General features: G+C 64.1%; 17 protein-coding genes. 6 read left to right on the top strand and 11 right to left on the bottom strand.

Annotated features, from left to right (window positions below; genetic code table 11):
- Positions 1-6 precede the first annotated feature (6 nt).
- From G6N58_RS18135 to G6N58_RS18125, 3 genes are read right to left on the bottom strand one after another with little or no spacing between them, the layout of a single operon-like run.
- Positions 7-327: a P-II family nitrogen regulator gene (locus G6N58_RS18135; RefSeq protein WP_068915962.1), complete on the bottom strand. Its 321-nt coding sequence runs from the start codon at positions 325-327 to the stop codon at positions 7-9.
- A complete protein-coding gene (locus G6N58_RS18130; RefSeq protein WP_115277788.1) occupies positions 324-2,879 on the bottom strand; it encodes a DUF2309 domain-containing protein in 2,556 nt (851 codons plus the stop codon). Before G6N58_RS18130 ends, G6N58_RS18135 begins: the two co-directional genes overlap by 4 nt.
- Complete coding sequence (locus G6N58_RS18125; RefSeq protein WP_115277789.1) at positions 2,876-4,396, bottom strand: proton-conducting transporter transmembrane domain-containing protein; 1,521 nt, start codon at positions 4,394-4,396, stop codon at positions 2,876-2,878. The genes G6N58_RS18130 and G6N58_RS18125 overlap by 4 nt, the downstream gene beginning before the upstream one ends.
- Positions 4,397-4,506: 110 nt before the next feature.
- On the opposite strand from G6N58_RS18125, the gene G6N58_RS18120 reads away from it, so the two are divergent.
- Positions 4,507-5,487 carry a TerC family protein gene (locus G6N58_RS18120; protein WP_115277790.1) on the top strand — a complete coding sequence of 327 codons (981 nt, stop codon included), beginning with the start codon at positions 4,507-4,509 and terminating at the stop codon, positions 5,485-5,487.
- Positions 5,488-5,518: 31 nt separating this feature from the next.
- Positions 5,519-5,911 (top strand): helix-turn-helix transcriptional regulator, encoded by a 393-nt coding sequence (locus G6N58_RS18115; protein ID WP_115277791.1) that lies wholly within the window; start codon positions 5,519-5,521, stop codon positions 5,909-5,911.
- Positions 5,912-6,694: 783 nt separating this feature from the next.
- On the opposite strand, the gene G6N58_RS18110 is transcribed toward G6N58_RS18115, so the two are convergent.
- From G6N58_RS18110 to mobF, 8 genes are all read right to left on the bottom strand, one after another.
- Entirely contained in the window at positions 6,695-7,228 is a 534-nt protein-coding gene (locus G6N58_RS18110; RefSeq protein ID WP_115277792.1) for a hypothetical protein, read from the bottom strand.
- A gap of 146 nt (positions 7,229-7,374) precedes the next feature.
- Positions 7,375-8,337, bottom strand: coding sequence for a hypothetical protein (locus G6N58_RS18105; RefSeq protein WP_115277793.1), 963 nt, complete (start codon positions 8,335-8,337; stop codon positions 7,375-7,377).
- Positions 8,338-8,451: 114 nt separating this feature from the next.
- The gene (locus tag G6N58_RS30555; protein WP_174904642.1) at positions 8,452-9,105 is read right to left on the bottom strand and encodes a hypothetical protein; all 654 of its coding nucleotides are present in this window, start codon (positions 9,103-9,105) and stop codon (positions 8,452-8,454) included.
- Between the two features lie 350 nt (positions 9,106-9,455).
- Entirely contained in the window at positions 9,456-10,136 is a 681-nt protein-coding gene (locus G6N58_RS18095; protein ID WP_115277794.1) for a hypothetical protein, read from the bottom strand.
- Between the two features lie 196 nt (positions 10,137-10,332).
- Complete coding sequence (locus G6N58_RS18090) at positions 10,333-12,429, bottom strand: ATP-binding protein (RefSeq protein ID WP_147289298.1); 2,097 nt, start codon at positions 12,427-12,429, stop codon at positions 10,333-10,335.
- Positions 12,422-13,699: an SIR2 family protein gene (locus G6N58_RS18085; protein ID WP_115277796.1), complete on the bottom strand. Its 1,278-nt coding sequence runs from the start codon at positions 13,697-13,699 to the stop codon at positions 12,422-12,424. Before G6N58_RS18085 ends, G6N58_RS18090 begins: the two co-directional genes overlap by 8 nt.
- An 829-nt stretch (positions 13,700-14,528) precedes the next feature.
- Positions 14,529-15,587, bottom strand: coding sequence for an ATP-dependent DNA helicase (locus tag G6N58_RS31340; RefSeq protein WP_435406373.1), 1,059 nt, complete (start codon positions 15,585-15,587; stop codon positions 14,529-14,531).
- 262 nt (positions 15,588-15,849) lie between these two features.
- Positions 15,850-16,989, bottom strand: a complete 1,140-nt coding sequence (gene mobF / locus G6N58_RS31335) for a MobF family relaxase (protein ID WP_435406372.1) — start codon at positions 16,987-16,989, stop codon at positions 15,850-15,852.
- Between the two features lie 473 nt (positions 16,990-17,462).
- On the opposite strand from mobF, the gene G6N58_RS18075 reads away from it, so the two are divergent.
- From G6N58_RS18075 to G6N58_RS18060, 4 genes are read left to right on the top strand one after another with little or no spacing between them, the layout of a single operon-like run.
- A complete protein-coding gene (locus G6N58_RS18075; protein WP_064917597.1) occupies positions 17,463-17,642 on the top strand; it encodes a helix-turn-helix domain-containing protein in 180 nt (59 codons plus the stop codon).
- Positions 17,639-18,985 carry a site-specific integrase gene (locus G6N58_RS18070; RefSeq protein ID WP_115277797.1) on the top strand — a complete coding sequence of 449 codons (1,347 nt, stop codon included), beginning with the start codon at positions 17,639-17,641 and terminating at the stop codon, positions 18,983-18,985. The genes G6N58_RS18075 and G6N58_RS18070 overlap by 4 nt, the downstream gene beginning before the upstream one ends.
- Positions 18,986-19,020: 35 nt before the next feature.
- The gene (locus G6N58_RS18065; protein ID WP_115277798.1) at positions 19,021-19,371 is read left to right on the top strand and encodes a type II toxin-antitoxin system RelE/ParE family toxin; all 351 of its coding nucleotides are present in this window, start codon (positions 19,021-19,023) and stop codon (positions 19,369-19,371) included.
- A gap of 2 nt (positions 19,372-19,373) precedes the next feature.
- Positions 19,374-19,697, top strand: coding sequence for a type II toxin-antitoxin system RelB family anti-toxin (locus G6N58_RS18060; protein WP_115277799.1), 324 nt, complete (start codon positions 19,374-19,376; stop codon positions 19,695-19,697).
- The last annotated feature ends 1,152 nt before the right edge of the window (positions 19,698-20,849 follow it).

Genomic DNA, 20,849 nt, shown 5'->3' with positions numbered 1-20,849 from the left:
TGTTGTTTACGTGAAGTACTCAGGACGGCTGACGTAGGTCTCGGTCACGAACATCACGCCCGATGAGGCGTCGAGAAGCGGTCGCAGACCGGCGAGTAGCGCCTCGACCTTGCTGTCCGGCACGACGGTGATGATCAGTTCCAGGGTGGCCTGCTGATTGAACAGCAAGCGACCTTGGCGGTAGCCGTGGTGGCCGAGACCGGACACCCCGGACACACTGGTGTAGCCGGTGGCGCCAATGCTGCCGATGAGTTCGCGAACCGCCGGGACATCGTTGCCGGTGACGACAACTTCGACCTTGGTCATCTTGGTCAGGGCCGGCGTCATGACACCATCTCCTTGTCGTAGTCTGTTGTGTTGCTTGAATTTTCCGCCCACATCTGCCAGCCGGTACGAGTCCAGCGTTGCCACGGGTCGGTGGCGTGTTCGCGCGCGGCCAGGTGTACCCACTCATTTCCGAACAGTTGTTGCAGGATGGGATTGCGTGCGACCACGGCGTCGATGCGCTCACGCGGGGCCTGCACGATTGCCAGCAGTCGCTGCGGCTCGTGGATCAGCCGGTCCCGGTGCGCGACCGACTGCCACGGTAGTCCGAGGCGCAGGTCGCCGACATGGCCGCCGATCACCCCGGCGTCACCGACGACGTTGTGCACGGTCTTGGTGCCGGCGCCGAACACGTCGGGCGCCACGGTCGAGAAGTAGTACTGGCAGTTGATCCATTGTGCGACAACAAGTGGGGCGGTCATGATCGTTTCCAGAGCAGTGCCGTCGGCGTCGATGGTGGCGTCGTAGGAGTGCAGGAACGTCCGCCGTTGCAGGTCGACCCCACGAGTGACGTCCCGGGGCGCGATCACGAATGCCGCGTTGCCGGCCAGTGCCCACTCGGGGTAGACCTGGGCCCAGTCGACCGATCGGCGCCGGACGTGTCGTGCCGCGGCACGCGGCGAGGTGCGGCGGGCGCCGGGCAGGGTGGCGCAGCGTTCGGCGGCAAGCGCGCGGCCCGCGCGGGTCAGGTCGGCTTCGAGGCGGTCGACCGCCGCGCGGTGGCTGTCGGGAACGAGGTGGTCGTCCACGATGGTGATCCGGTCGGTGGCGGTGTCGTGGAGTGCCGCCACGACGTGGGTGTGGTCGGGGATGTCGATGCCTGTGGACCGTAGTTCGTGGCGCACGTCGAGCTGATTGAGGATCAGCGCTGCGGTGCGGGCGTTGGGCCCGCCGCCCTGACCACCGCACGCGCCGCAGTCCAGTGCTGCCTGGTACGGGTTGTTCTCGGTGGCGCTGTGGTGCCCGCACAGCACGAGAAGGCGACCGAAACCGTCAGTGAGGCCGATGGTTGTGAGCATGACCTGAGCGAACAGAACCCGCTCGGCCAACGTCATCGCTGCCACATCGATCACGGTTTCTGCGGGCGGCGCAATTGCGTCGCGCAGTCGGCGACGGAGGTTGCTGAACGCGGCGGGGGCCAGGGTCTTGGCCGCGGCCAGCGGGGCGGCGACCCAGCCTGCAGCTTCGGCGAGCACGAAGGGGGCGGTGGCCGACTCCTTGGCGGCGTGGAAGGCCGACTCGGCACCTGCCAGGTTGGTGAACCCCGTGATGTGCCGGCACGCTTCACCATGGTCTCGGGCGGGTCGCTCGGCGATGTCGTGGCTGGGTGAGATCAGCACAGGGCACAGATCGGCCGGTGCCCCGCCCAGTAGGTCTGTGAACCGGATGGCCACTGCGAAGAAGCCGGCGAACCCGAACGTGTCGTAGCCGCCGCATCCTTCGAGATGTCGCCGCAGTCCCTCCGAGCGGGTGTCGATACAGGCGACAAGTTGGGTGTGTGCCGGCGACGGAGGCGGTGACCGGTGGGATTGCAGCTCATTCAGTAGGCAATCCTGGTAGCGGGCCTCGAAAGCGTCCTGCCACACCATGGGCCGGACTGGAGCAGGTACCGCGCACAGCACGCGTGCGGCGGTGGCCACCTCGCTGTCGGTCGCCTCGGTGATGCCCCACACCCGCAGCAGGTGCGCCACCCGCTCGCGGGCGGTGGGCAGCGCTTGCCGCGGCGCTGCGGTCGGGTCGGGTTCGCTGTGGTTGCGCAGCAGCGCTGCTTCGTAACTCAAGCGCATTGCCAGGTACTGCAGCAGGTCGATGCCTTGACCACGATCACCGCACAGGCGCACGTGGGCGGCCCAGCCCGGCATGGCTGTCAGGTGGGCTTGCAGGTAGGTGATCCGCGCGTCGTCGGATACCCCGAGGGCGGCCAGTGCTGCCAGCGCGGCGTCGTCCGGACGGTCGGCGAGGTCATCCAGCGCGGTGCGCACGGCCCGGGGCAACGACCGGTCCCTGGGCGCCAGTGACCGCCAGGCCGAATAAAAGCCGTGTTCCTGCCCGGGCATCGGCCAGCTCGGGTGGCCGAGGAAGGCCGCTGACCACTTGGCGGTCTGCGCGTCGATGAGGCCGGCCACATCGGGGGCGAGCTGCTCGGCGCGGATTCGGTAGTGCCGGATCGGGCCGGGATGGGGGTGGCCGTGCAGCAGATCGGCGCGCAGCAGTTCGGTGGCTGTGCAATAACGCGGGCCCAGCCGAAGAGCGGGTTCCTCGTCCAAGATCGGGTAGCGACGCAACAGTGCCCTGTCCAGATCGGTGTCGGTGATCCTGCCCTGGCGGTGCAGAATGCGGAACGTGTTCTCCGGCAGGGTGCCCGGCGTGCCGTAGAGATCGCCCGCACGCCGGATGGCCTGCTCGAACGGCATGGCCTGCAGACCGGCAAGGGGATTGACCGCGATGAAGGTACTCAACGGGTAGTGGGCGGGCAGCACGCGTGCCGCCAATCGGATGTCGCTGCGAAGCCGGGCACGGTGGGAATCGGCTGCGATCGCGTGGGTTTGGGTCATCGGCGAGCTCCTGATGTGGCGGAATCGATGGTTCCGGCGGTCAGTGCATGGGTGTAGACGAGGCGGTGCGCTGTGGTGATTGCCGGAGACCTGCGAAGGCCTGCGATGGCGGTGAGCAGGATCAGCGTCAGCCCGACGGTCGCCCACACGGTCGTCGCCGAGATGGTGGCGCCCGGCAGCGCAGGAGCGAGAAACTCGCTGACTGCGTTGATGATTGCGACATATCCGACGGCGACCGGAACCAGAACAGCCGCGGCGAGCAGAGCGCCGGCCAGGTCACTGCGACGTTGCATCCAGCCCCAGGTCGCCACTGCGCCGCTGACCCAGGCGAACAGCAGCAGCGCCTGTTCTGCGGGGTGGTGGGGCCCGGCGGAGATCAATCGTACGGCGGCGTACAGGGCGAGCGCCGGTAGCGCCGCCGCGCAGGCCACGCCGAGACTGCGGCGACGTCCGCTGGGTCGGGGCGCGATGGGCAAGGCAGCGTGTCGGCGCGCACGCGCGATCGCCGAGCCCGAGGACAGGAACAAGGTGGCTTTGTAGAAGCCGTGCGCGACCAGGTGGAGCACCGTGGCCGCCCACAACCCCAATCCGCAGGTGACGATCATGAAGCCCATCTGCGCCATCGTCGAGTAGGCAAGCGCGCCTTTGATATCCGGCTTGACGAGCATGATGGTGGTGCCGTAGACCATCGAGGCGGTTCCGGCGGTCACCAGCAGACCGGCCGCCACTGCGGGATTCGGCAGTGGACTCATCCTGATCAGCAGGATGCCGCCGGCATTGACAACGCCGGCGTGCAGCAACGCGGACACCGGCGTAGGCGCGGACAAGGTTGCGGGCAGCCAGCGATGAAAGGGGATCTGCGCCGAGCGGGATAGCGCAGCAACCACGATCAGCAGCACCGCGACCACCGCCACCGGCCCGCCGATCTGGGTTCTGGCAACGTCGGTCACGGTGATGGAACCCGATGCGAGACCGAGCAATGCGACGGCGATCCACAGCGCCGCATCGCCGATGAGGAAGGCCACGCCGGCGCGCCGGACACCATCGCGGGCGCTGGGGAGCTGGGGATAGGTTCCCAGCAGCAGGCACAGCGCGATGCCGGCCACGGTCCATCCGATGGCGACACCCACCAGCGTGGTGGCGCTGACCAGTACCGCCGAGGCCGCGGTGAGAAGGCCGGCCCCGCCGGTGAACCACCCGGCCCGCCGATCCCCCGCCAGGTAACGCAGCGCGAAGGCCTGCGCCACGGTGCTCACGCCGAAGATCAGCAGGAACAACACCACAGCCAGGCGATCGGCGGCGATGGCCCACACCCCTGTGCCGGTGGAGACGACCGCACCGCGCCCCGCCACCGTCGCCAACATCGCGGCCAGGAGAAACCCAGCGCCGGCCGCGGCGACGCCCAGACGCGCCGTCAACGCCGGTGCCCGCCGGCCCAGCACCGAGGCGGCCGCGGCGGCCAGCAGAGGTGTCGCCACCAGGGCCGTCAAGGCCGACTTCTCGATCTCGAACCACATATGAAGTAAATTACGTGTAATGTGTTGCACGTGTCAAACTTCGTGAAAATGTCTAGCTCTGCCAGAGATGGTCGAACAAACCGGAATTCAAGTGAAAGGCGCGTTGATCGATGACCGATGCGGTAGTGGTGCCGATATGGGGGTGGGTAGCCCTGACGGTGGTCATCGTCGCCCTGCTGGCGATCGACTTGTTCATGCACCGTGACAACCACGTGATCGAGTTCCGCGAAGCGGCGGTGTGGTCGGCGATCTGGATCGCCGCCGGGTTGGGCTTCGGTGGCATCGTCTGGTGGGCCTACGGCGGCGAGGTGGCCGGCACCTACTACGCCGGTTATCTCATCGAAAAGGCGCTCTCAGTCGACAACGTGTTCGTCTTCGCGCTGATCTTCACCTACTTCGCCGTCCCGGACCGCTATCAGCACAAGGTCCTGTTCTGGGGTGTCGTCGGGGCACTGCTGTTCCGGCTCGTGTTCATCTTTGTCGGCGCTGAGTTGCTCGCGGCGTTCTTCTGGACCGCCTACATCTTCGGCGCCTTCCTGATCTATACCGCCTACAAGATGGCCTTCCAGCACGACAAGGACCTCGAGCCGGACAAGAACCTGCTGGTGCGGCTGGTGCGCCGAGTGCTGCCCACCGATCCGAACTATCACGAAAGCCGGTTCTTCACCCGGATCGACGGAAAACGGGTTGCCACACTGTTGTTCGTGGTGCTCATCGCTGTCGAGGCGACCGATCTGATCTTCGCCATCGACTCGGTGGCCGCAGTGCTCGCCATCACCACCAGCACCTTCATCGTCTGGACCGCCAACGCCTTTGCCGTGCTCGGATTACGAAGCCTGTACTTCTGCCTGTCTGGACTGCTCCGTCGGTTCACCCACCTGCATTACGGGCTTGCGGTATTGCTTGCCTTTGCCGGCGTCAAACTCATCCTGTCCGAGACACCGGTGGGCAAGCTGCCCATCCCGGTGACCCTGGGCGTCATCGTTGTCACCCTCACCGCGTCGATCGTGTGGAGCCTGATCGCCACTCGCGCCGGCACCGTCGACAACTCCCCCGCCCCGCCCACGTCACCACCTGATTACCGAAAGTGAGTACACGAATCAGGGCAGTAGTATGTGAGCGGTGGTTGCCGCGTCGAGCCAGACACCGAAGAAAGCGCGCCGAGCAGGGACGTCGAAGTCCGTAGCCCGGCCGCGAGCAGCCGCCGGCAAACCGGCACCGAGTACCAGCGCCGACGGCGGCCCGGCCCCCGGGTGGACGTTCCTCACCAATCATGCGCACGTCCTGCTGTGTCTCGCCCATGCCGGTTCCCTGACCGCCCGTGAGCTGAGCCTGCGCATCGGCATCACCGAGCGCTCGGTGCAGGCCGTCCTGGCCGACCTCGTCGCCGAGGGTTACCTCGACAAGACCAAGGTCGGGCGGCGCAACGACTACTCGGTCAACATGTCCGGACGCCTCCGCCACCCGCTGGAAGCCGCCCACACCGTGGGTGAGTTGATCGAAGCGCTGACGTGAAGACTGCCGGGCAGAGGCAACTGTTGATGTTGACTCTGTCGGCAATCGTGCATTCACGAAACCCATGAGAAAGGCCCCCGGAGAGATCTCCGGGGGCCTGTCTACCTAGTAGCGGGGACAGGATTCGAACCTGCGACCTCTGGGTTATGGGCTGGCTTCCGGGGATTTCTGGAGTGTCGCTAAGTCTCATTTGCGCAGGCCAGAGGGGGTGCAGGGTCCGGCCCGTATCGCCTCGTTGCACCGATTTCGGGGGGTTCCGCGGAGTTTTGTTCCCAAATCCGTTCGCAAATGTGGTTTGCTGGAGCATGGTCGAGCCCGCAAATAAGTCGTCGCGGGCGGCGGGGAAAGCGGTGTACGAGCGTGGCATCGGCGAGGCTGAGACGTCGGCGCGACCGGGTCTCACGCACAGCGCCTGAGAAGGCTGACGAGTAGCCCACAATCACCCTGGGACTAGAGATAGGAGAACTCCGGTTGGATCATGGTGCGTGAAGATACGCCGTCGTTGGGCCGCCGACGGCCGTGCGACCGGAACACGGAACTTGCTCACCGGTTTGGCGGACCGCAATGAACGGAAATCTGGCGCTGCGGTCGCTCGGCTTCTGAGCGACCACAGCGCTAGTACGGCAGCGCGTACTACTCGCCAAGCCTCGCCCGCGCGATCAGGTGGGGCTTCGATGTCGATTAGCGGAAAGCACCACCACGATTGGGTGACTACACGAACTCCGGTGCCGTTGTCGTGGTGGATTCGGCTGCGATGCCGATGATGACCTCGTAGCGGAAAGTCTAGTCGACGTGCAGGTGCAGCCCAAGTTCGGTAATTCGGCCGTCGCGGGGGTTCCATTCGCGAAACGGATGTTCGTGCCCGAGAAGGGCGCCCAAAGAATCGATGGTGGGCTTCCAGAGATTGATCCAGTTCCTGCTCGGCGCCACGGTGAAGGCAAGTTCGAGTTTGACGGGCCCGTCCGGTAGCTCTGAGACGGCGGCGAGCGCGGTGCGGATCTGCTCTTTCGCTCCGGGGCCGTCCCACGATGCAGTGGTGGTCACCTGCAGAACCTCGGTGGGCGGACCGAGCACCTCGCGGGCCGCTTGGATCCGCACGAAGGACTGCGCACCGGTGCGCTTGGTGCACCAGACCGACACCAACTGTCCATCGGAAAGGCGAGAAGCGAGTGGCTTGGCGTAGTTATCCAGGTCGCGCTTGTTCAGCAAGTCCAGATGCGGCTCCAAGCCCACATCGAGCCGCAGCGTCCACGGGCCGCTGATTCGTGAGGCGGCGGTGGCTGCTTCCGCATCGGCGAGGAACGTACTCAGCCGCACCTGGCTCTGGTTGCCGGCGCCGTCCCAGGAATCGAGTTGGGGCGCGACTGTCAGCTGTGCAGCCGTATTCTCGGGGCCGCTGATACCACCGCATCGCTACAAGGTAGCCCGCCGTCCGATCTGAACTGCGCCGCAAGTAGCAGGCGCTACGCCGTAAACAGTTCCGTCGACCACGCCGCGACGGTCGGCTCGAACCGCTCCGGAAGGCGGGACTCCTCGGGCCGTGCCCCGCCCGGCGCACGTGATGCCGCTTCGAAAAGGCACGCCGCGCATTCTGCCATGTTTAGCGTCACGGCGAGGGCGTCGGCGATCATCGGGAACACCGTCCCACCGCGGGAGTAGTCCGTCATCCACTTGTAGCCGTGAATGAAGCTGGACCCGTACGAGTAGAACTGCCGGGCGCTGCTCTCCAGGCCGTTATTGGCAATCTCCCCGGTGTCGTGCGCCGGCACGTGCGTATCGACCCACTGCGCCGAGGACCTGATCATCTTGGTGAACGAGGGCGTCGCCGCGAACGTGTACGCCTCCTTCGCCGCGTCGAACATCGCGTTGTACTTGCGGCGGTGCTCGGCGTTCTCGACCAGCATTTGGGGCGGGTAGCGGGAGGGGCGGGCGGTCTCGTCCTGCTCCCCGATGACCAGGTACCTGCGGCGTTGCTCAAGCTGCTCCATCTCCTCGTCGAGACAGTGGTCTCGGCGCACGGTGCGGTCCGGGTCGCCAAGCAGCCAGATGGTGAGCGCGGCGCACTCCATAGCGACGCGGCACAGCTGGAGGATCTCCGTGATGTGCGGCTGCCGGTGCGACTTGCGGCGGGCGACCAGGATCCCGACGGTGTGCAGACTCTCCGCGGCGCTCATCGCCGGGAAGAGCGCGTGCTCGGTGACGGCCTGAGGTCCGGCCAGGGTGAGCGGATACGCCTCGGCGAAGGCAGCGTCGTCGGCGGCGAGTGCACTTCCCGGTTCGGCGGTGTGCGGGTGCAGTCCCCACTGGAACAGCTCGCCGGCGCGTTGCCCGCGCTCGTCGATGCGAGTCAGGACGCCGTTGTTCGCCAGGTTGAAGAAAGCCTCGGCTTGGTCGGCGGTCAGCCCGCCAATGTTCGGGATGCTCATGGGGTAACGGTAGGTAGCGGGGGTGACACAGCATGGTGTCCGCGCGCCGGTCTACCGAGGCGAAGCCGGATTAGGCAGGGCGCGGCGGGTTTCGTGAAGAGCGGGCGCACTCGTTTAACCCACCCCGGTCCCGTTCGTCCGCGACCAAAGCGTCAGTTCCAGCGTCAGGCACTCGGCAACGTCGGGGTGCGGTTCCCAAGCGGCCGTCATCGGCTGCCCCAGAGTCGTCTGCTTCGCCAGTACCTCGCCGATCGGGGCCAGGTACTGCTCCCACAGGGTGACGCGCAACGCTTCGACATGGTCGCTGAACTCCTTCGCCAACTCGGAATCGATCAGCGGGCCGAGGGACGTCACGATCTCCACCCGGAGGGAGTCCAGCGTTCCGGTCGCGGCGTTGAGTTGGTCGGCGAACACCCGCACCGCCTCGAACTCCGCGGAGTTGCGGTGACCGACGTGACCGTGACGCCAGCTCATCAAGATCTCATGGAACTCGATCCCCCGGTCTCCGCGTGCCTCGCGCAGAAGGTCCTCGTGCTCGAGTCTGCGTTTCTTGCCGCTGGTCTGCATCCGCGCGTAGCTGACGATGGCAGACTCCCAGAGCGCTCGCCGCGTGAACGCCGTCGCGGGGATCACCCGCAGCTGCGACCGCTCAAGGAGCGCCATCGCCGCGTGGGTGAGGTCCGCCCACAGCGAGGCCCACTTCCCAAGCCGGTTCGCGTCGGGGATCTCGAGCAAGATTCGCCGCGCCTGATAGCTGCCGTCGGTCATCAGGACATGGTGCACTGCGCAGCCGACACAGCTGACTTCTTGTCGCGAGTGTGTTCTTCACACGAGCCAAATACAGCGCGGAGAATCCTCACGCAGCCCGAACCAGCGAGAGGGTGCCAGCGGCACCACCAACCGCTCATCGTTGGACGATGTCGACGTCCACTCCCAGAGAGCCCCGACAGGTGCCCCAGCCCGGAGCGCTGAGCGAGCATGATCTCGACGCCGGATACACGCAGCTGGCAACAGCGTTCAACACGGGGTAGATCAATAATCCTATGGTGGCCGGTCCAGCTGTTCGAACATTGCGCAACTCAGAGCACCTTGCTTTTCTAGCGGAGGCGCCCGAGCGACTAATCAATCGACGCGTGAGTGATCCGCTGCTTTACAGGACCCGACACCCCAAAATCGACCTGCACGAATAGCTGCCCACGGATCTCCCACAAACTGGTGGCGCCACCGGCGGTCGCATCCTTCCCAGCTACGACCTCTGCCAGCGCTTCCGCCGCTGGTTGGGCGCTTAAGCCTGCCCACAAGAACGAGACGTCTTCACAGCGGACCCCTAGAGTCAGCGACGCCGCATCCTGGCCGGGTATCTCGACGCTAGGCCCCTTGGCAAGCACGGTGCCCGGGTGTGACGTCTTGGTACCGAGGCCTTGACCGCTAACGCCCTTATATTCGTAATCCAGAAGCAGCGCAATATCCCTACCTGTGGTTGGGACCCGACCCGAGTTGCGGAAGACCACGTCAATATCTAAGGAATCAGTACCTTCATCGCACTCACCGCGCACGGTGACGGTGTCATCCACTGTCGGCATCGCGCCGGACGCCTTCTGCTCCAAGACGGTGAGGTCGTTGCTCCTCTGAGCCTCGGCTAGAGCATCTCGCGCTATCTCGTTTGCGTCGCGCGATTGGACGATCGAGTAAAGGCTTACGCCCAGCGCGAGTATTGCAGCAATTGCGGCTGCGGTTTCGGGCCACCGCGAGCGGTCACTCGAACGCCTACGCTCACCCTTGCCATCCTTATCGCCCATGATTGAACACAATATTTCAACGGCCCCTTCGGAGAGGCGACATGCCGGTTGAGGACGTTCGTTCGATCACCAGCAGCGAGATGCCCATCTCACGCACGAGGCCTCTCATGGGTATTTAGGAACTTCGGGAATGGCTTCTTTGAAGACTTGAGGAGTGCTTCTGTGGGGGACGAAATGCGGCGCGGTACAAAAGCAGCTAAAACGGCGGTTCATCCTCGTCGGCGTCTTCGATCGCTTCGACTTGCTCCCGCTTCGGAGCCCACGCAGCGGCTAGTCTTGCGACGTCCAGCGGAGCCCCGTTCCTCCATGCGGCCTCGAAGTCTGGATCGGACGCATTCGGCCGGAAACGCCCGTCAAGCATTTCGACTTCCACGAGCACAGGAATCTCTGCGGCGGCACCGAGAAGTAGTGCGGTCCGGGCGGGGTAGGCCGACACCTCATTCACGAGGTCGCCGAGGGAGTCAGGCACGAGCCGACGTACCAGGTCTTGGTCCCGCCCGTTCACGATCCGGTGCACGAGGAAGGTGTTGCACTGCGAGAGCACCGTTTCCGATAGCTCACTCGGCCGTTGCGATGACACCACCAGCGACAGACCAAACTTCCGTCCCTCTCTTCCGATTCGTTCGAAGGCTTCGCGGCACAAGTCAGCCATCCCGGTTGACACTTCGTCCAGGGATGTGTCGGCACGACGGCGAACTAGAGCGTGAGCCTCTTCTATTGCAAGGATGACTGGAGCTGCACCTGCGACGCGGCGCCCCCTCTCCAGAACTTCTAAGACTGACCGCGCAATAACGCTAGCAATCACATGCTGAGCCTGCGAAGGAATCAAACTCAAGTCGAGAACTGAGATCTGGCCGCTTTCATCTTTCCCGATCAAGCGGTCAATCCAACCTTCGAGCGACTCCTCGTCACGGTAGCCGCAGACGTTATTCATGCGGCGGTCGCTCATCGCGATCGTCAGTCGGTCCTGCATGGGCGCTACCCAGCTCGCGACATCTGAACCAGCGTCAACGCCAATGAGCTCGATCAACTGGACAAGATCAAGCGCATTGAACGGAGTCGGAGTGTCGATGCTAGAAACGTCTCCGATCATGCTCGGCACTCCGAGCGCCTCCAGCGCGCTGTCAAAACTGGATATAAGTTCTCGGCACTCTTCGACCGACGGGCCCGCAACACCCATCGCCCACTTGTACCGAGAATCGCTGCTGCGTCTCCGATCCAACACAGCCTTGAGCGCACCGTGCAGCGCGCGAAGTTCATCGGCGCCGTCGCCTCCGGCAGACTCATAAACAGCTTTACAAGACTGCCTGATCCGTTCCAACTCAGACAGCTTGGCTGTGATGTCTCTAGTTGCAACGCGTTCGGACTTGAACTGAAGAACTATCCTGCGCCCCGCAACGACCGTCACGACGCCTTCTGGCACTCCGCCGTAGGTCGAAGTGCGTAGTATATGGAGGGCTTGTCTGAGAACTGGTGCCTGACTGCGACCACTGGCCGCGGCGAAGGCAGACCACTCGCGAAAGCTCCATAGCCAATACGGAACTCGTAGAGTCTCGACGTTCGCATCCACGTCTGGTTCTACGGTGTACCGCCTGACTGGTATGACACCCTCAAGGTCGGCGAACGTCTGACCGTATTCGCCATTTAGGTCAAGAACGATGGCGCGGAAAGTCCCTCCGCCTTCAATAGCCAGCCTCGCGCTAGTCCGTAGCAAATGCGCGAGCGAGCATGATTTACCGCTGCCCGTATTTCCGAGGATGGCGAGATGGCGACCGAACAGACGGTTAGGGCTCACGACGACTGGGCTATCGCCCGCCATCGGTGCAGTCCCAATACGTAGTCCGCCGCCTGCAAGTAGCGGTACAGCGAGCGCAGCCTCAGATCCCGTCGGTAGCCTCACGGGATCGCCAACGGTCGGAAATGTCAGCGCGCCACGTTCGAGCCTGAGTTCGCCTCTCGAATCGCGCCGCACCAGACCCAGCGCCATTGCTTTGAGCCGACGGCCGCCGGTCGGCAATCCGAGAACGCCTGCCTCCTGGCGCGTCCGGGCAAGGGCAGGGCTGTCGACGATGCCCAGCCAAAGCACGATCGCCAAGATGACGCCCGCCTCGCATGGCAGTGCGACGAATCCATTGACACTCGGGAAGCGTTGTAGAACGCCGTGATTAATGGACGTTCCGTGCGGTGCCTCAATATCGAGTTCAACGGTGACCGCTGACGGCGTCACTTCGACAACATGCCCCACCGTGAGCGTTTCTTGGCTGATGGAATCCCACGACCTGGCTCTAGTCACGGCTGTCGTCCTCGTCTTCGTCAAGAGCGTCGCCCGGGGTCCGTTTCAGACCGTTGAGGTGGGCGGTCCCAGGCCACGGCAACCACTCCTCCGTCAGCCGACCGATGTCCGCAAACGAAGGACCCATCATTAGGCTGACCTGCCCACTTCGGCGATATGGCTCGGCGAACCTTGTAATCCGTTCTCCGTCGTCTGAGTAAGCGATTATGAGGAGGTGGGCGCTCGGAATGGTCAACATATCGCGGAGGATTCGGTTGATGTGGTCATCACCGAAGCTGTATCCATATGTGACCACAGTGGCGTTCGGCCTACAGGCGGCGGATGAAAAGTCTCTGAAGAGGTCCGCATACGGGTACAGGGACGTCTCAATATCTTTAGCTGCGTTCGGATAAATGAGCAGTTCATTAGCATCCAAGGCCGGTGCAATTCCAAACATGGATGGAATGCGAATGACTTGCCGCTCTTGCTGATTCCACCGCCAGTCCAACGAGCCGTGAAGCTTCGTCAATCGGAAGACGCCATCAAGGTGTCTCGGTTCCTTATGACTGCCCGGGGGTGAGTAGTGATAATCGATCTCAAGCCGGGATGACCGGAACAACGGCTCGAGTGAGCCAACAAAGCGGTCGAGAACTCTGAAACCAGCTTTGTCGGCTCCCCACTCGATCACTCGGTCGTAGTTAGTAGTGAAGACCTGCAATCGGTCGCGTGTGGGAACTCGACCCACGAACGTTCCTAAGAAGGAGGTCAGCAGGTCGACAGCCTTCGCGCCATCATTACCTGCCAATGACTGGTCACGTAGTCCCGATTCAACAGCAGCCACTGAATCACGAACGGAATGCAACACGTTATCGATTGTCTGCCGTAGAAGAGACTCACGCTGGTCCCGCACCACAGCGAGCCCTGCGTATGCCTGGAGAGCAACGCGAAGCCGATCTTCCACATTTGGTTGATCACCGCGTCCGCTCGCCCGAGCAGAAAGGCCGGCCGCGGCCTCCAACATGAGGTCTAACTCGGCGTCACCAGTGGTGATCTTCGCAGCGAGATCCGCCTTCAATTGAACTTTTGCGGCCGCCGCAAGGCCGGTTGTCAGGCCCGAACCGACTAACAGATTGAGGTGCTCGCTTTGGAGCAGTGCTGCGATGAAGGCCTCAACATAGCGACGGGGCGGAAGGGGCTCTCCCGATGTCCACTTCCGCTCGCCCAAGGCGAGATGATCCTGCTGAAGCAGGGTCGGTGGAGCTTCCGTTAACTCATCTTCATCCTCTGGCATCTAAAGCTCCTACCCTCGCGATGTGGTGACGGCTCCGCATTACGCTGATAGCCAATGCGGCCGCGGCGACTGCCACTTCACGAATCACCGAAAGGCTACTGGGGACTGTATCTGTTCCATTGCCAATAGCCGCCCAATCCGCGCCGGGGGCGGCCCGCGCCGACCGACGTTCTTCGACAGCCGCGGTCTTACGACAATTCTTGGCAGCGTATTGGGTCACCTAGCGATGATCACGGGCGCGCCTCGAGGGTTCAGCCAGGCGGCACTCCACCGAAACGTTGGGAAGTTGCCGAAGTCGGGGAAGGAGTTGATGTCGGAATGCTCGTGCGCACGCAGCTAGGGATTGCAGATTGGAAGCATGGGCGACAGGCGATCGCCGATCGGTTACTGGACGCCGACGCGAGGGTGTGATCACTCAAGTACGGGTCTAAAGCGGTGGTACGCCAAGCTCCTACTTATTCGTCTGTGAACTGCGACTGCGCAACATGTGAGATGCGGGCTCCAACGGGCTTCACAGATCTAGGCCGTACACGGTGTCTCGGCTCAAATTCCGTTCGTCGGACGTGTGGCGTTCCTGGGCTTCCTGAGCGGCTGTCGTTTGCCAGGCTCGGAAGCCGTGTCGGCGGGATTCGAGCTGGTCAGCGCGTCGAAGTTTGAGCCCCCTGACGATAGCGGGTATCGCAGCAGAATGGGCCCGGGATGCAGTCTCGTGGGCGGTCTGGGGCTGATGATCCTGTGCGATCACCGATAGTACGAATAGAGCGGCCTCCGACGAGCTTCCGCGAGTGAGCGGTAGGCAGCCCGTCGGCGCCTCATGGACATCGGCACCTCATTCGTAAAGGTATGCAGTGTTGTCGCGGCGGCCGCGAGTCATGGCGACGTACAACATTTCTCGGCTAGCCTTCTCTCCAAGCAGAGCGTGACAGGTGTCGGCGGTGACGCCTTGGGCAGAGTGCACGGTAACCGCGTATCCAAGGTTAATTTGCTCGCGCAGATAATTCCCGCTAAACACTGCGGCGGCACCATCATCAAGCCGCACCGCGGCGATTCGGTAGCGCACCGAGTCGATCGCTGCGATTCGCCAACGATTCCCATTGCGTACGGGTGCAGCGGTAACGGCGGCGTGCGGGCTCTTCCGCACCGTAATGCTGGGATCGTTTCGGCAGCTGATGATGAGATCGCCCACCCCGATGCGCTGCCCGTGCGCGACGAGTGTGGGGTCGTCTCGCCCGATACGTTGTTCGTGCAGTCGCCGGTTGAGGGCGCGCGCCAGTTCTTTAGTGTCGCAGATCAGCAGCGCGTCTTGATGGTCGGCTTTGGCGGCTTCGTATGCAAGAAGCGCGTCGTGGGCCATGGTGACCGGGTCACCATAGTGCAGACGGTCATGGTCGCGATACCAATCCACCGCACGTTGGGCGGCGTTTAGTCCGCCGTCGCGCAGCGCTAGCGAGGCTTCCCGCTCATCCGGGTCGCGCATCCGCCACACCTCGGACAGCTCCTGCGTCCATGGCAAGTCTTGGCAAAGTTGGGCGAACATCCCGCCACGGGCTTTGACTGGGGCGAGCTGGTGGGCGTCGCCCACCAGAACGGTCTTGGCGCCCGCAGCTGTCGTGGCGGTCAACAGCCGGCGCAGGTCTTCAGTGCCCACCATCCCGGCCTCGTCCACGACGATAAGCGTCGACGGGGCGAGGTGTAATTCGTTGCGTTGCAGCATCCTTAGCGCTTTGGCGATCGTGTAGCCCGTGTCGCCGGCGCCTTCGCGGACCGCGACATCGACGGCCTTGCCCGTCGGTGCGAGCACCACCACCGTCCCGCTGTGGCGGCGCTTCACCGCGGCATTGAGGGAACGGAGCGACGTCGTCTTACCTGCCCCGGCCGGCGCCGACAACGGTTGAACAAGCCAGGGCGAGCGACCGATGCTCTCACCGCGCGCTTCTGGTCGGGGGAAAGCCCGGCAGTGTCTTCCTCTTTGAGCGACAACAGCGCGCGATCGTTCCGGGCGTCCACCAAATCAAGGACCGCGCTCTTCGGCCAGGATCTGGTCAAGAGTGAACCGCTCGTGTCCCTCCCGTTGATGCGCCGCCCGCGGAGCGGTCAGCCTGATCCCCACCTCGTCGGCGGCGGCCTCCGCCAGTTCCCGCGGTGACTGCTCACTGTCGACCGGAAGCTGCGCCCCGACAATCTCCATCAGGTCGGCCCGGGTGAACGCCGCCTTCTCGATCTTCTCCGCAGCCTCGGCCAGGCGCGCACGGCCGAACGGCGTCCGCGCAGCTGCGCGCCGCGCCGCGCGCGCCTCCTCGAACGCTGTGCGGTCCAGGCGCAGGCCCCGCGCATCCGCTCGCCACTGCGTCACCCAGCTGGCCCCGGACCAGCTCTTCCGGCTTGGACGGTCGGGTGGCCTTCTGCGCGGTGGCCAGCTGCGCCGCCGACAACGGCCCCTCGACGACCTTGAGGTTGCCGGCGGCCCACTCCCGCAAGGCGGTAGATCGCCGCGACCACGCAGTGATGGTGTCGCGGTCCACCCCGGCCAGCTCCGCCATCCCCGTGGATGGGTCGACCGGCGCCCACTCGAACACCATGGAGCGGTGCAGTTCCCGGCGCAGGGTGGCTTGGTAGATCACTCCAGCGGCCCGGGCCTCGTGATACAGCGAGGCTCCGTCGATCGACACCAACTGCCCGTCGGCGCGGGCCTGCCGGTTGGGGACGATGACATGGGTGTGCAGATGCGGGTCCCCGCACCGCGACGTCTCATGTTGATACGCGACCGACACCAGACCGGGCAGCCGCACCAGATCCTTCTCGCCGGTCCGTGGGTTGTGCACCCGCGTGTAGCCCGCGTGCGTAGACAGATACTCCATCGCCTCACGCAAAGCGGCGTCGTGCGCGTCGGCCATCGCCTTCATCACGACGTCATCGACGCGCAACGCCCGCACCAACGACACACTCTTCGGTGCGCAGAACGTCAGATCGAAACCGTGCACCCCGCGCTCGCCGAATGCGCGGCCGCGCGCACCGCTCGGGGCGACCCCATCATCGAGCCAGCGCGCCACCACCCCCGCGTCAGCCTCCCCGCCCGCGCGCTGGGCGTCTGTCAACCCGACCAAAGCCGCCGCGCGGCAGGTGTCACCCGCACACACCCACACCGGAGTGCGGGTCTCGTGTTCGGAGTAGTACTCCCCCAGCCCACCGACCGACCGACTGCGATCGTTGGACGCGCGCTCGGCCGCCTGGGCGGTGTCGATGTAGTAGTTGATCGACCACCGCTTCAGCTTGGCGATCGTCAACATCATCTCGCCCCTTCAGCCGGCGCCTACGGCACGTGCTGCGCCACAGACATACTCACACCGTTGTGCAAATGTGCCATGCAGAAATTGGGGGTGTTGGGAATGTGAGACGAGGTGGAGTACTTGGGATAAGACTAAGGGAGGCACTGTGTTTAGAGACGCAACGGTATGCATGTGGACGCGATTGACTGGAAATGGAGACGAAGGCTGGAGAGGGGAGATAGGGTGTCGTTAAATCCGGAGGCGTGAAACAGGTTGCGACATAGCGCACTACGCGACCCGTCGCAACGCGTTGCGCGAACACTCTGCACAAACCTGTCGGTACCGCGAATTACAGTGATGTTGGGTGCGCGATGAACCTCACCGCAGCCGAGCAGAACAGCCCGCGACGTGACGTCGCGGCGACAATTCCACACAGGCGCTGCAGCACGTCGCACGGGCCATAGCCCCACACGACTCCGTGGAGGGTGGTGATCAAAATGGAAGACAACCCGTTCAAGGGACTGCCCCTGCTTCTCTCCGTGCCGCACGCCGCGGAGCTGCTGGGGATCAGCCGAGCAGCGGCGTATCGCCTCGTGAACTCCGGCGAATTGCCGGTTCGCCGGCTGGGCGGCCGCGTCTATGTCGTCACCTCAGGCCTCCGTGAGCTCGCGTCATGAAGGGATCGGTGTACCATCGGGGAGCGAAGTGGTACTACAAATTCCGCTCACCGCAACGCGATCCCACCACCGGCACATATCCCTGGATCACCAAAGGCGGCTTCGACACCGAGAGGGAGGCCTGGAAGGCTTGCCGTGACGCGATGCGTGACGCTGACCGCGGCCGCATCGTCAAACCCTCCACCCGAACCGTCGGCGAGTTCCTGACGGAATGGCTCACCGCAGTCGACCCCACACTCGACGCCACCACCTGGCGCAGCTGGAGCGACTACGCGCGGTGGTACGTCATCCCGCACATCGGCGGCGAGCGCCTTCAACGACTCGACGAACCCACGCTGCTGAAGCTCTACGCGAAACTGCTCGCCGAGGGACGCGTCAAACGCGACAACGACTCGGCGATGTACGCGTACTGGTCGAGGCGCGTCGCGCGCGGTGACGAGCCCACACCGCGCACGGTGTCTGAGGCCTGCGGTACCTCGATTCACGCCGCCCGCGCCGCGGTGCGCCGATACCGGTCCGGCATCGTGCCGGAACCGACGCCGCGAGGTCTCGCACCCAAGACGGTCCGCAACGTACATGCGTTCATGCATCGCGCCCTGGTCGACGCGGTCGCGTGGAAGTTCCTCACCGACAACCCCGCAAGCAATGTGAAGCCGCCCCGACGGCCGCGCACCCGTCGCCAGGTCTGGCGGCCGGAGGAGATTCAGACCTTCCTCGCCTCGGTGCGGCATGACCGCTTCGGCGCGCTGTTCCTGCTGGAGCTCACGACGGGTATCCGGCGCGGCCAGATCTGCGGGCTGCGGTGGTCTGCCGTCGACCTCGACGCCGGCCACATCGCGGTTCACGACAACCGCGTGGTGGTCGGTGGGCAGGCTCGCGACAAAGCCGGCGGCAAGACGCGCAACGCCGACAAGACCATCTCGATCGACCGCGCCACCGTGGCCGCACTGCGCCGTTGGCGTGAGGTCCAGGACGGCGAGCGCGCGTTCTTCGGGCCCGACTATCACCCCGGCGGCTACATGTTCACCTACGAAGACGGTCGGCCGTTGCACCCGGACTCGATCCGGCAGCGATTCGACCGTCTGTCGGCCGCAGCCGGCTTGTCCCGCATCACCTTTCACGACCTGCGCCACTCGTACGCCACCGGTGCACTCCGGGCGGGAGTCAATCCGAAGGTCATCAGCGAACGCATCGGCCACGCCAACGTCGGCTTCTTCCTCGAGACGTACGCCCACGTGCTGCAGAACGACGACCGGGAGGCCGCCGAGCAGGCGGCCGGATTCCTGATCGGTCACGCGTGGGCCGAAGACGACGAGGACGCCGACCCGACAGACCTCGAGTGAGGAAGCCCGACCGATATAATGCTGGAGTTATACTGATGGCGTGGGTGGTGCTCCTGCTGGAGGAGGTTGAACGGTGGTACTTCACGCTGGACGACGACACCATGACGTCGGTGACCGGGGCGATCGACTTACTCGAGGCGGAGGGGCCCGCCTTGGGCCGGCCCACGGTGGACCGGGTGAACGGCTCGACGTTCCACATCATGAAGGAGCTGCGTCCCGCCGGTACCAGCGTCCGCATCCTGTTCATCTTCGATCCGCAGCGACAGGCGATCCTGCTGCTCGGCGGAGACAAGGCCGGGAACTGGCGAAGCTGGTACGACAAGAACATCCCGGTCGCGGACGAGCGTTATGCCAGATGGCTGGCGACCGGCGAGGGAGGTGAGTAGCCATGGCACGCAATTGGCGTGAGATCCGAGCCGAGGCGGTGGAACAGGGTCGCGTGGAACCCGCACGCGCAGACTCGGCACGCAAGCAGATGCATGAAGCCGTCCAGGCTTACCGTCTCGCCGAGATTCGGAAGGCGCACGGCCACGCTCGCCAGGCCGACGTCGCGGCGCTCATGGGCGTCTCGCAGGCGCGGGTCTCGCAATTGGAGAGCGGCGACTTGGCGCATACGGAGTTGAGGACGCTGCAGTCCTACGTCGCCGCACTCGGTGGACACTTGCGGATTGTTGCCGACTTCGGTGAGGACAGCGTCGAACTGACGGCCTGATGCAGGCGTCAAACACAGAACCCGTGCACTAGAACCAGGGAAGCACCGAAGCAGTGCGAATGAAGCCATCAGGAGTGACCTGGACAGCCGCTGTCAGCGTGCTGATGATCGCCCTTTATGTCCCAATCGCGAACATCACGACGAGAGCCCCGTCAGCTCAACCGTTCGCCGGCTGGGTAGCAGTCGTGGTGCCTAGCGATCAGATGCGCGACGACGGTTCGCGGACACACAGAGTGGCCCTAACAGTCTCTCGCGACGAAGCCAGCGCGGGCGACTCGAACCCGACTGTCTCATACAGTGTCGGAGTCTGCGCGAACACCACCTCTTTTGCCGGTCAACCGGACTCATCAGTTCCTTTTCGAGCAACGCTGCTCATGGGCGGAGACGCCAGGCTGATCTCGCCGAAATATCTACCACACGATCGGACTGAGACAGAAGCTGTTACCGCGCAATCTTTTTCAGGTGTTGTCAAGATCCCAATGTCGCCTGACACGGTTAATCTTGGGCCTACCGACGCGATATCGATCAGCATCCCCGAACCCGTGCAATGCGTACCCAGTTTGTTGGAGCAAGACCCGCCCGGATTTCTCGGGACCCCCGTAAGCGTCATAGGCCGAATGCTGGAGCCAACTCGTCACCGACCCAGCCTGCTCTGGTTCGAGGGCCCTCGGTATTCGGAGTCATGGCCTCTTGTCGGAGCACTGCCCAGTCCGATCCCTAGGTCGATGGGCGGCACGTACACATTCGAAGAGCTCCCAGGCACGTGGGTGCGGCCAGACTCTCAAGTACTGGACATCTACGCCGGTGCCTTACCCTCTCGCATAGCCATAGAGGACAGTCGTCCGACGTTTGAGAGCCCTGACGCCTTGAACTGGGTTGCTCGATCGCCGCTGGCCCCGTCTGCACGCCTACTAGATCTAGATTCCCAAGCTCGGTGGCAACAGGCGCTCGTTGTTGCAAGTCTCCTCTTCGGCATCGCGGCCTCATTACTTGCGGAGGTTCTGCTCCGGTGCCTGGGTCGGCCACGGTCGAAAACTGTGGGCATGCCTCTGCAACGCGCTCAAAATTCAAACCTTGACTCACCCACCGATGGTTCGTCACGGTGGGCAACGGCCCTCGTGCTTGTGTTACTCGCGAGACGCTGGCTCCGGA

Origin of the sequence: Mycolicibacterium tokaiense (assembly GCF_010725885.1) — a bacterium.
In the GTDB taxonomy this organism is placed as follows: Bacteria; Actinomycetota; Actinomycetes; order Mycobacteriales; family Mycobacteriaceae; genus Mycobacterium; species Mycobacterium tokaiense.
The sequence above is the reverse complement of the archived record's forward strand: the minus strand, read 5'-3'. Positions and strand labels throughout refer to the sequence as shown.

Coding starts and splice junctions, on each gene's coding strand:
- G6N58_RS18125 (WP_115277789.1), bottom strand. CDS start 4,396: ATGTGGTTCGAGATCGAGAAGTCGGCCTTGACGGCCCTGGTGGCGACA.
- G6N58_RS18120 (WP_115277790.1), top strand. CDS start 4,507: ATGACCGATGCGGTAGTGGTGCCGATATGGGGGTGGGTAGCCCTGACG.
- G6N58_RS18105 (WP_115277793.1), bottom strand. CDS start 8,337: ATGAGCATCCCGAACATTGGCGGGCTGACCGCCGACCAAGCCGAGGCT.
- G6N58_RS18060 (WP_115277799.1), top strand. CDS start 19,374: ATGGCACGCAATTGGCGTGAGATCCGAGCCGAGGCGGTGGAACAGGGT.
- G6N58_RS18075 (WP_064917597.1), top strand. CDS start 17,463: ATGGAAGACAACCCGTTCAAGGGACTGCCCCTGCTTCTCTCCGTGCCG.
- G6N58_RS18095 (WP_115277794.1), bottom strand. CDS start 10,136: ATGGGCGATAAGGATGGCAAGGGTGAGCGTAGGCGTTCGAGTGACCGC.
- G6N58_RS30555 (WP_174904642.1), bottom strand. CDS start 9,105: ATGACCGACGGCAGCTATCAGGCGCGGCGAATCTTGCTCGAGATCCCC.
- G6N58_RS18135 (WP_068915962.1), bottom strand. CDS start 327: ATGACGCCGGCCCTGACCAAGATGACCAAGGTCGAAGTTGTCGTCACC.
- mobF (WP_435406372.1), bottom strand. CDS start 16,989: ATGATGTTGACGATCGCCAAGCTGAAGCGGTGGTCGATCAACTACTAC.
- G6N58_RS18130 (WP_115277788.1), bottom strand. CDS start 2,879: ATGACCCAAACCCACGCGATCGCAGCCGATTCCCACCGTGCCCGGCTT.
- G6N58_RS18070 (WP_115277797.1), top strand. CDS start 17,639: ATGAAGGGATCGGTGTACCATCGGGGAGCGAAGTGGTACTACAAATTC.
- G6N58_RS18085 (WP_115277796.1), bottom strand. CDS start 13,699: ATGCCAGAGGATGAAGATGAGTTAACGGAAGCTCCACCGACCCTGCTT.
- G6N58_RS18065 (WP_115277798.1), top strand. CDS start 19,021: ATGGCGTGGGTGGTGCTCCTGCTGGAGGAGGTTGAACGGTGGTACTTC.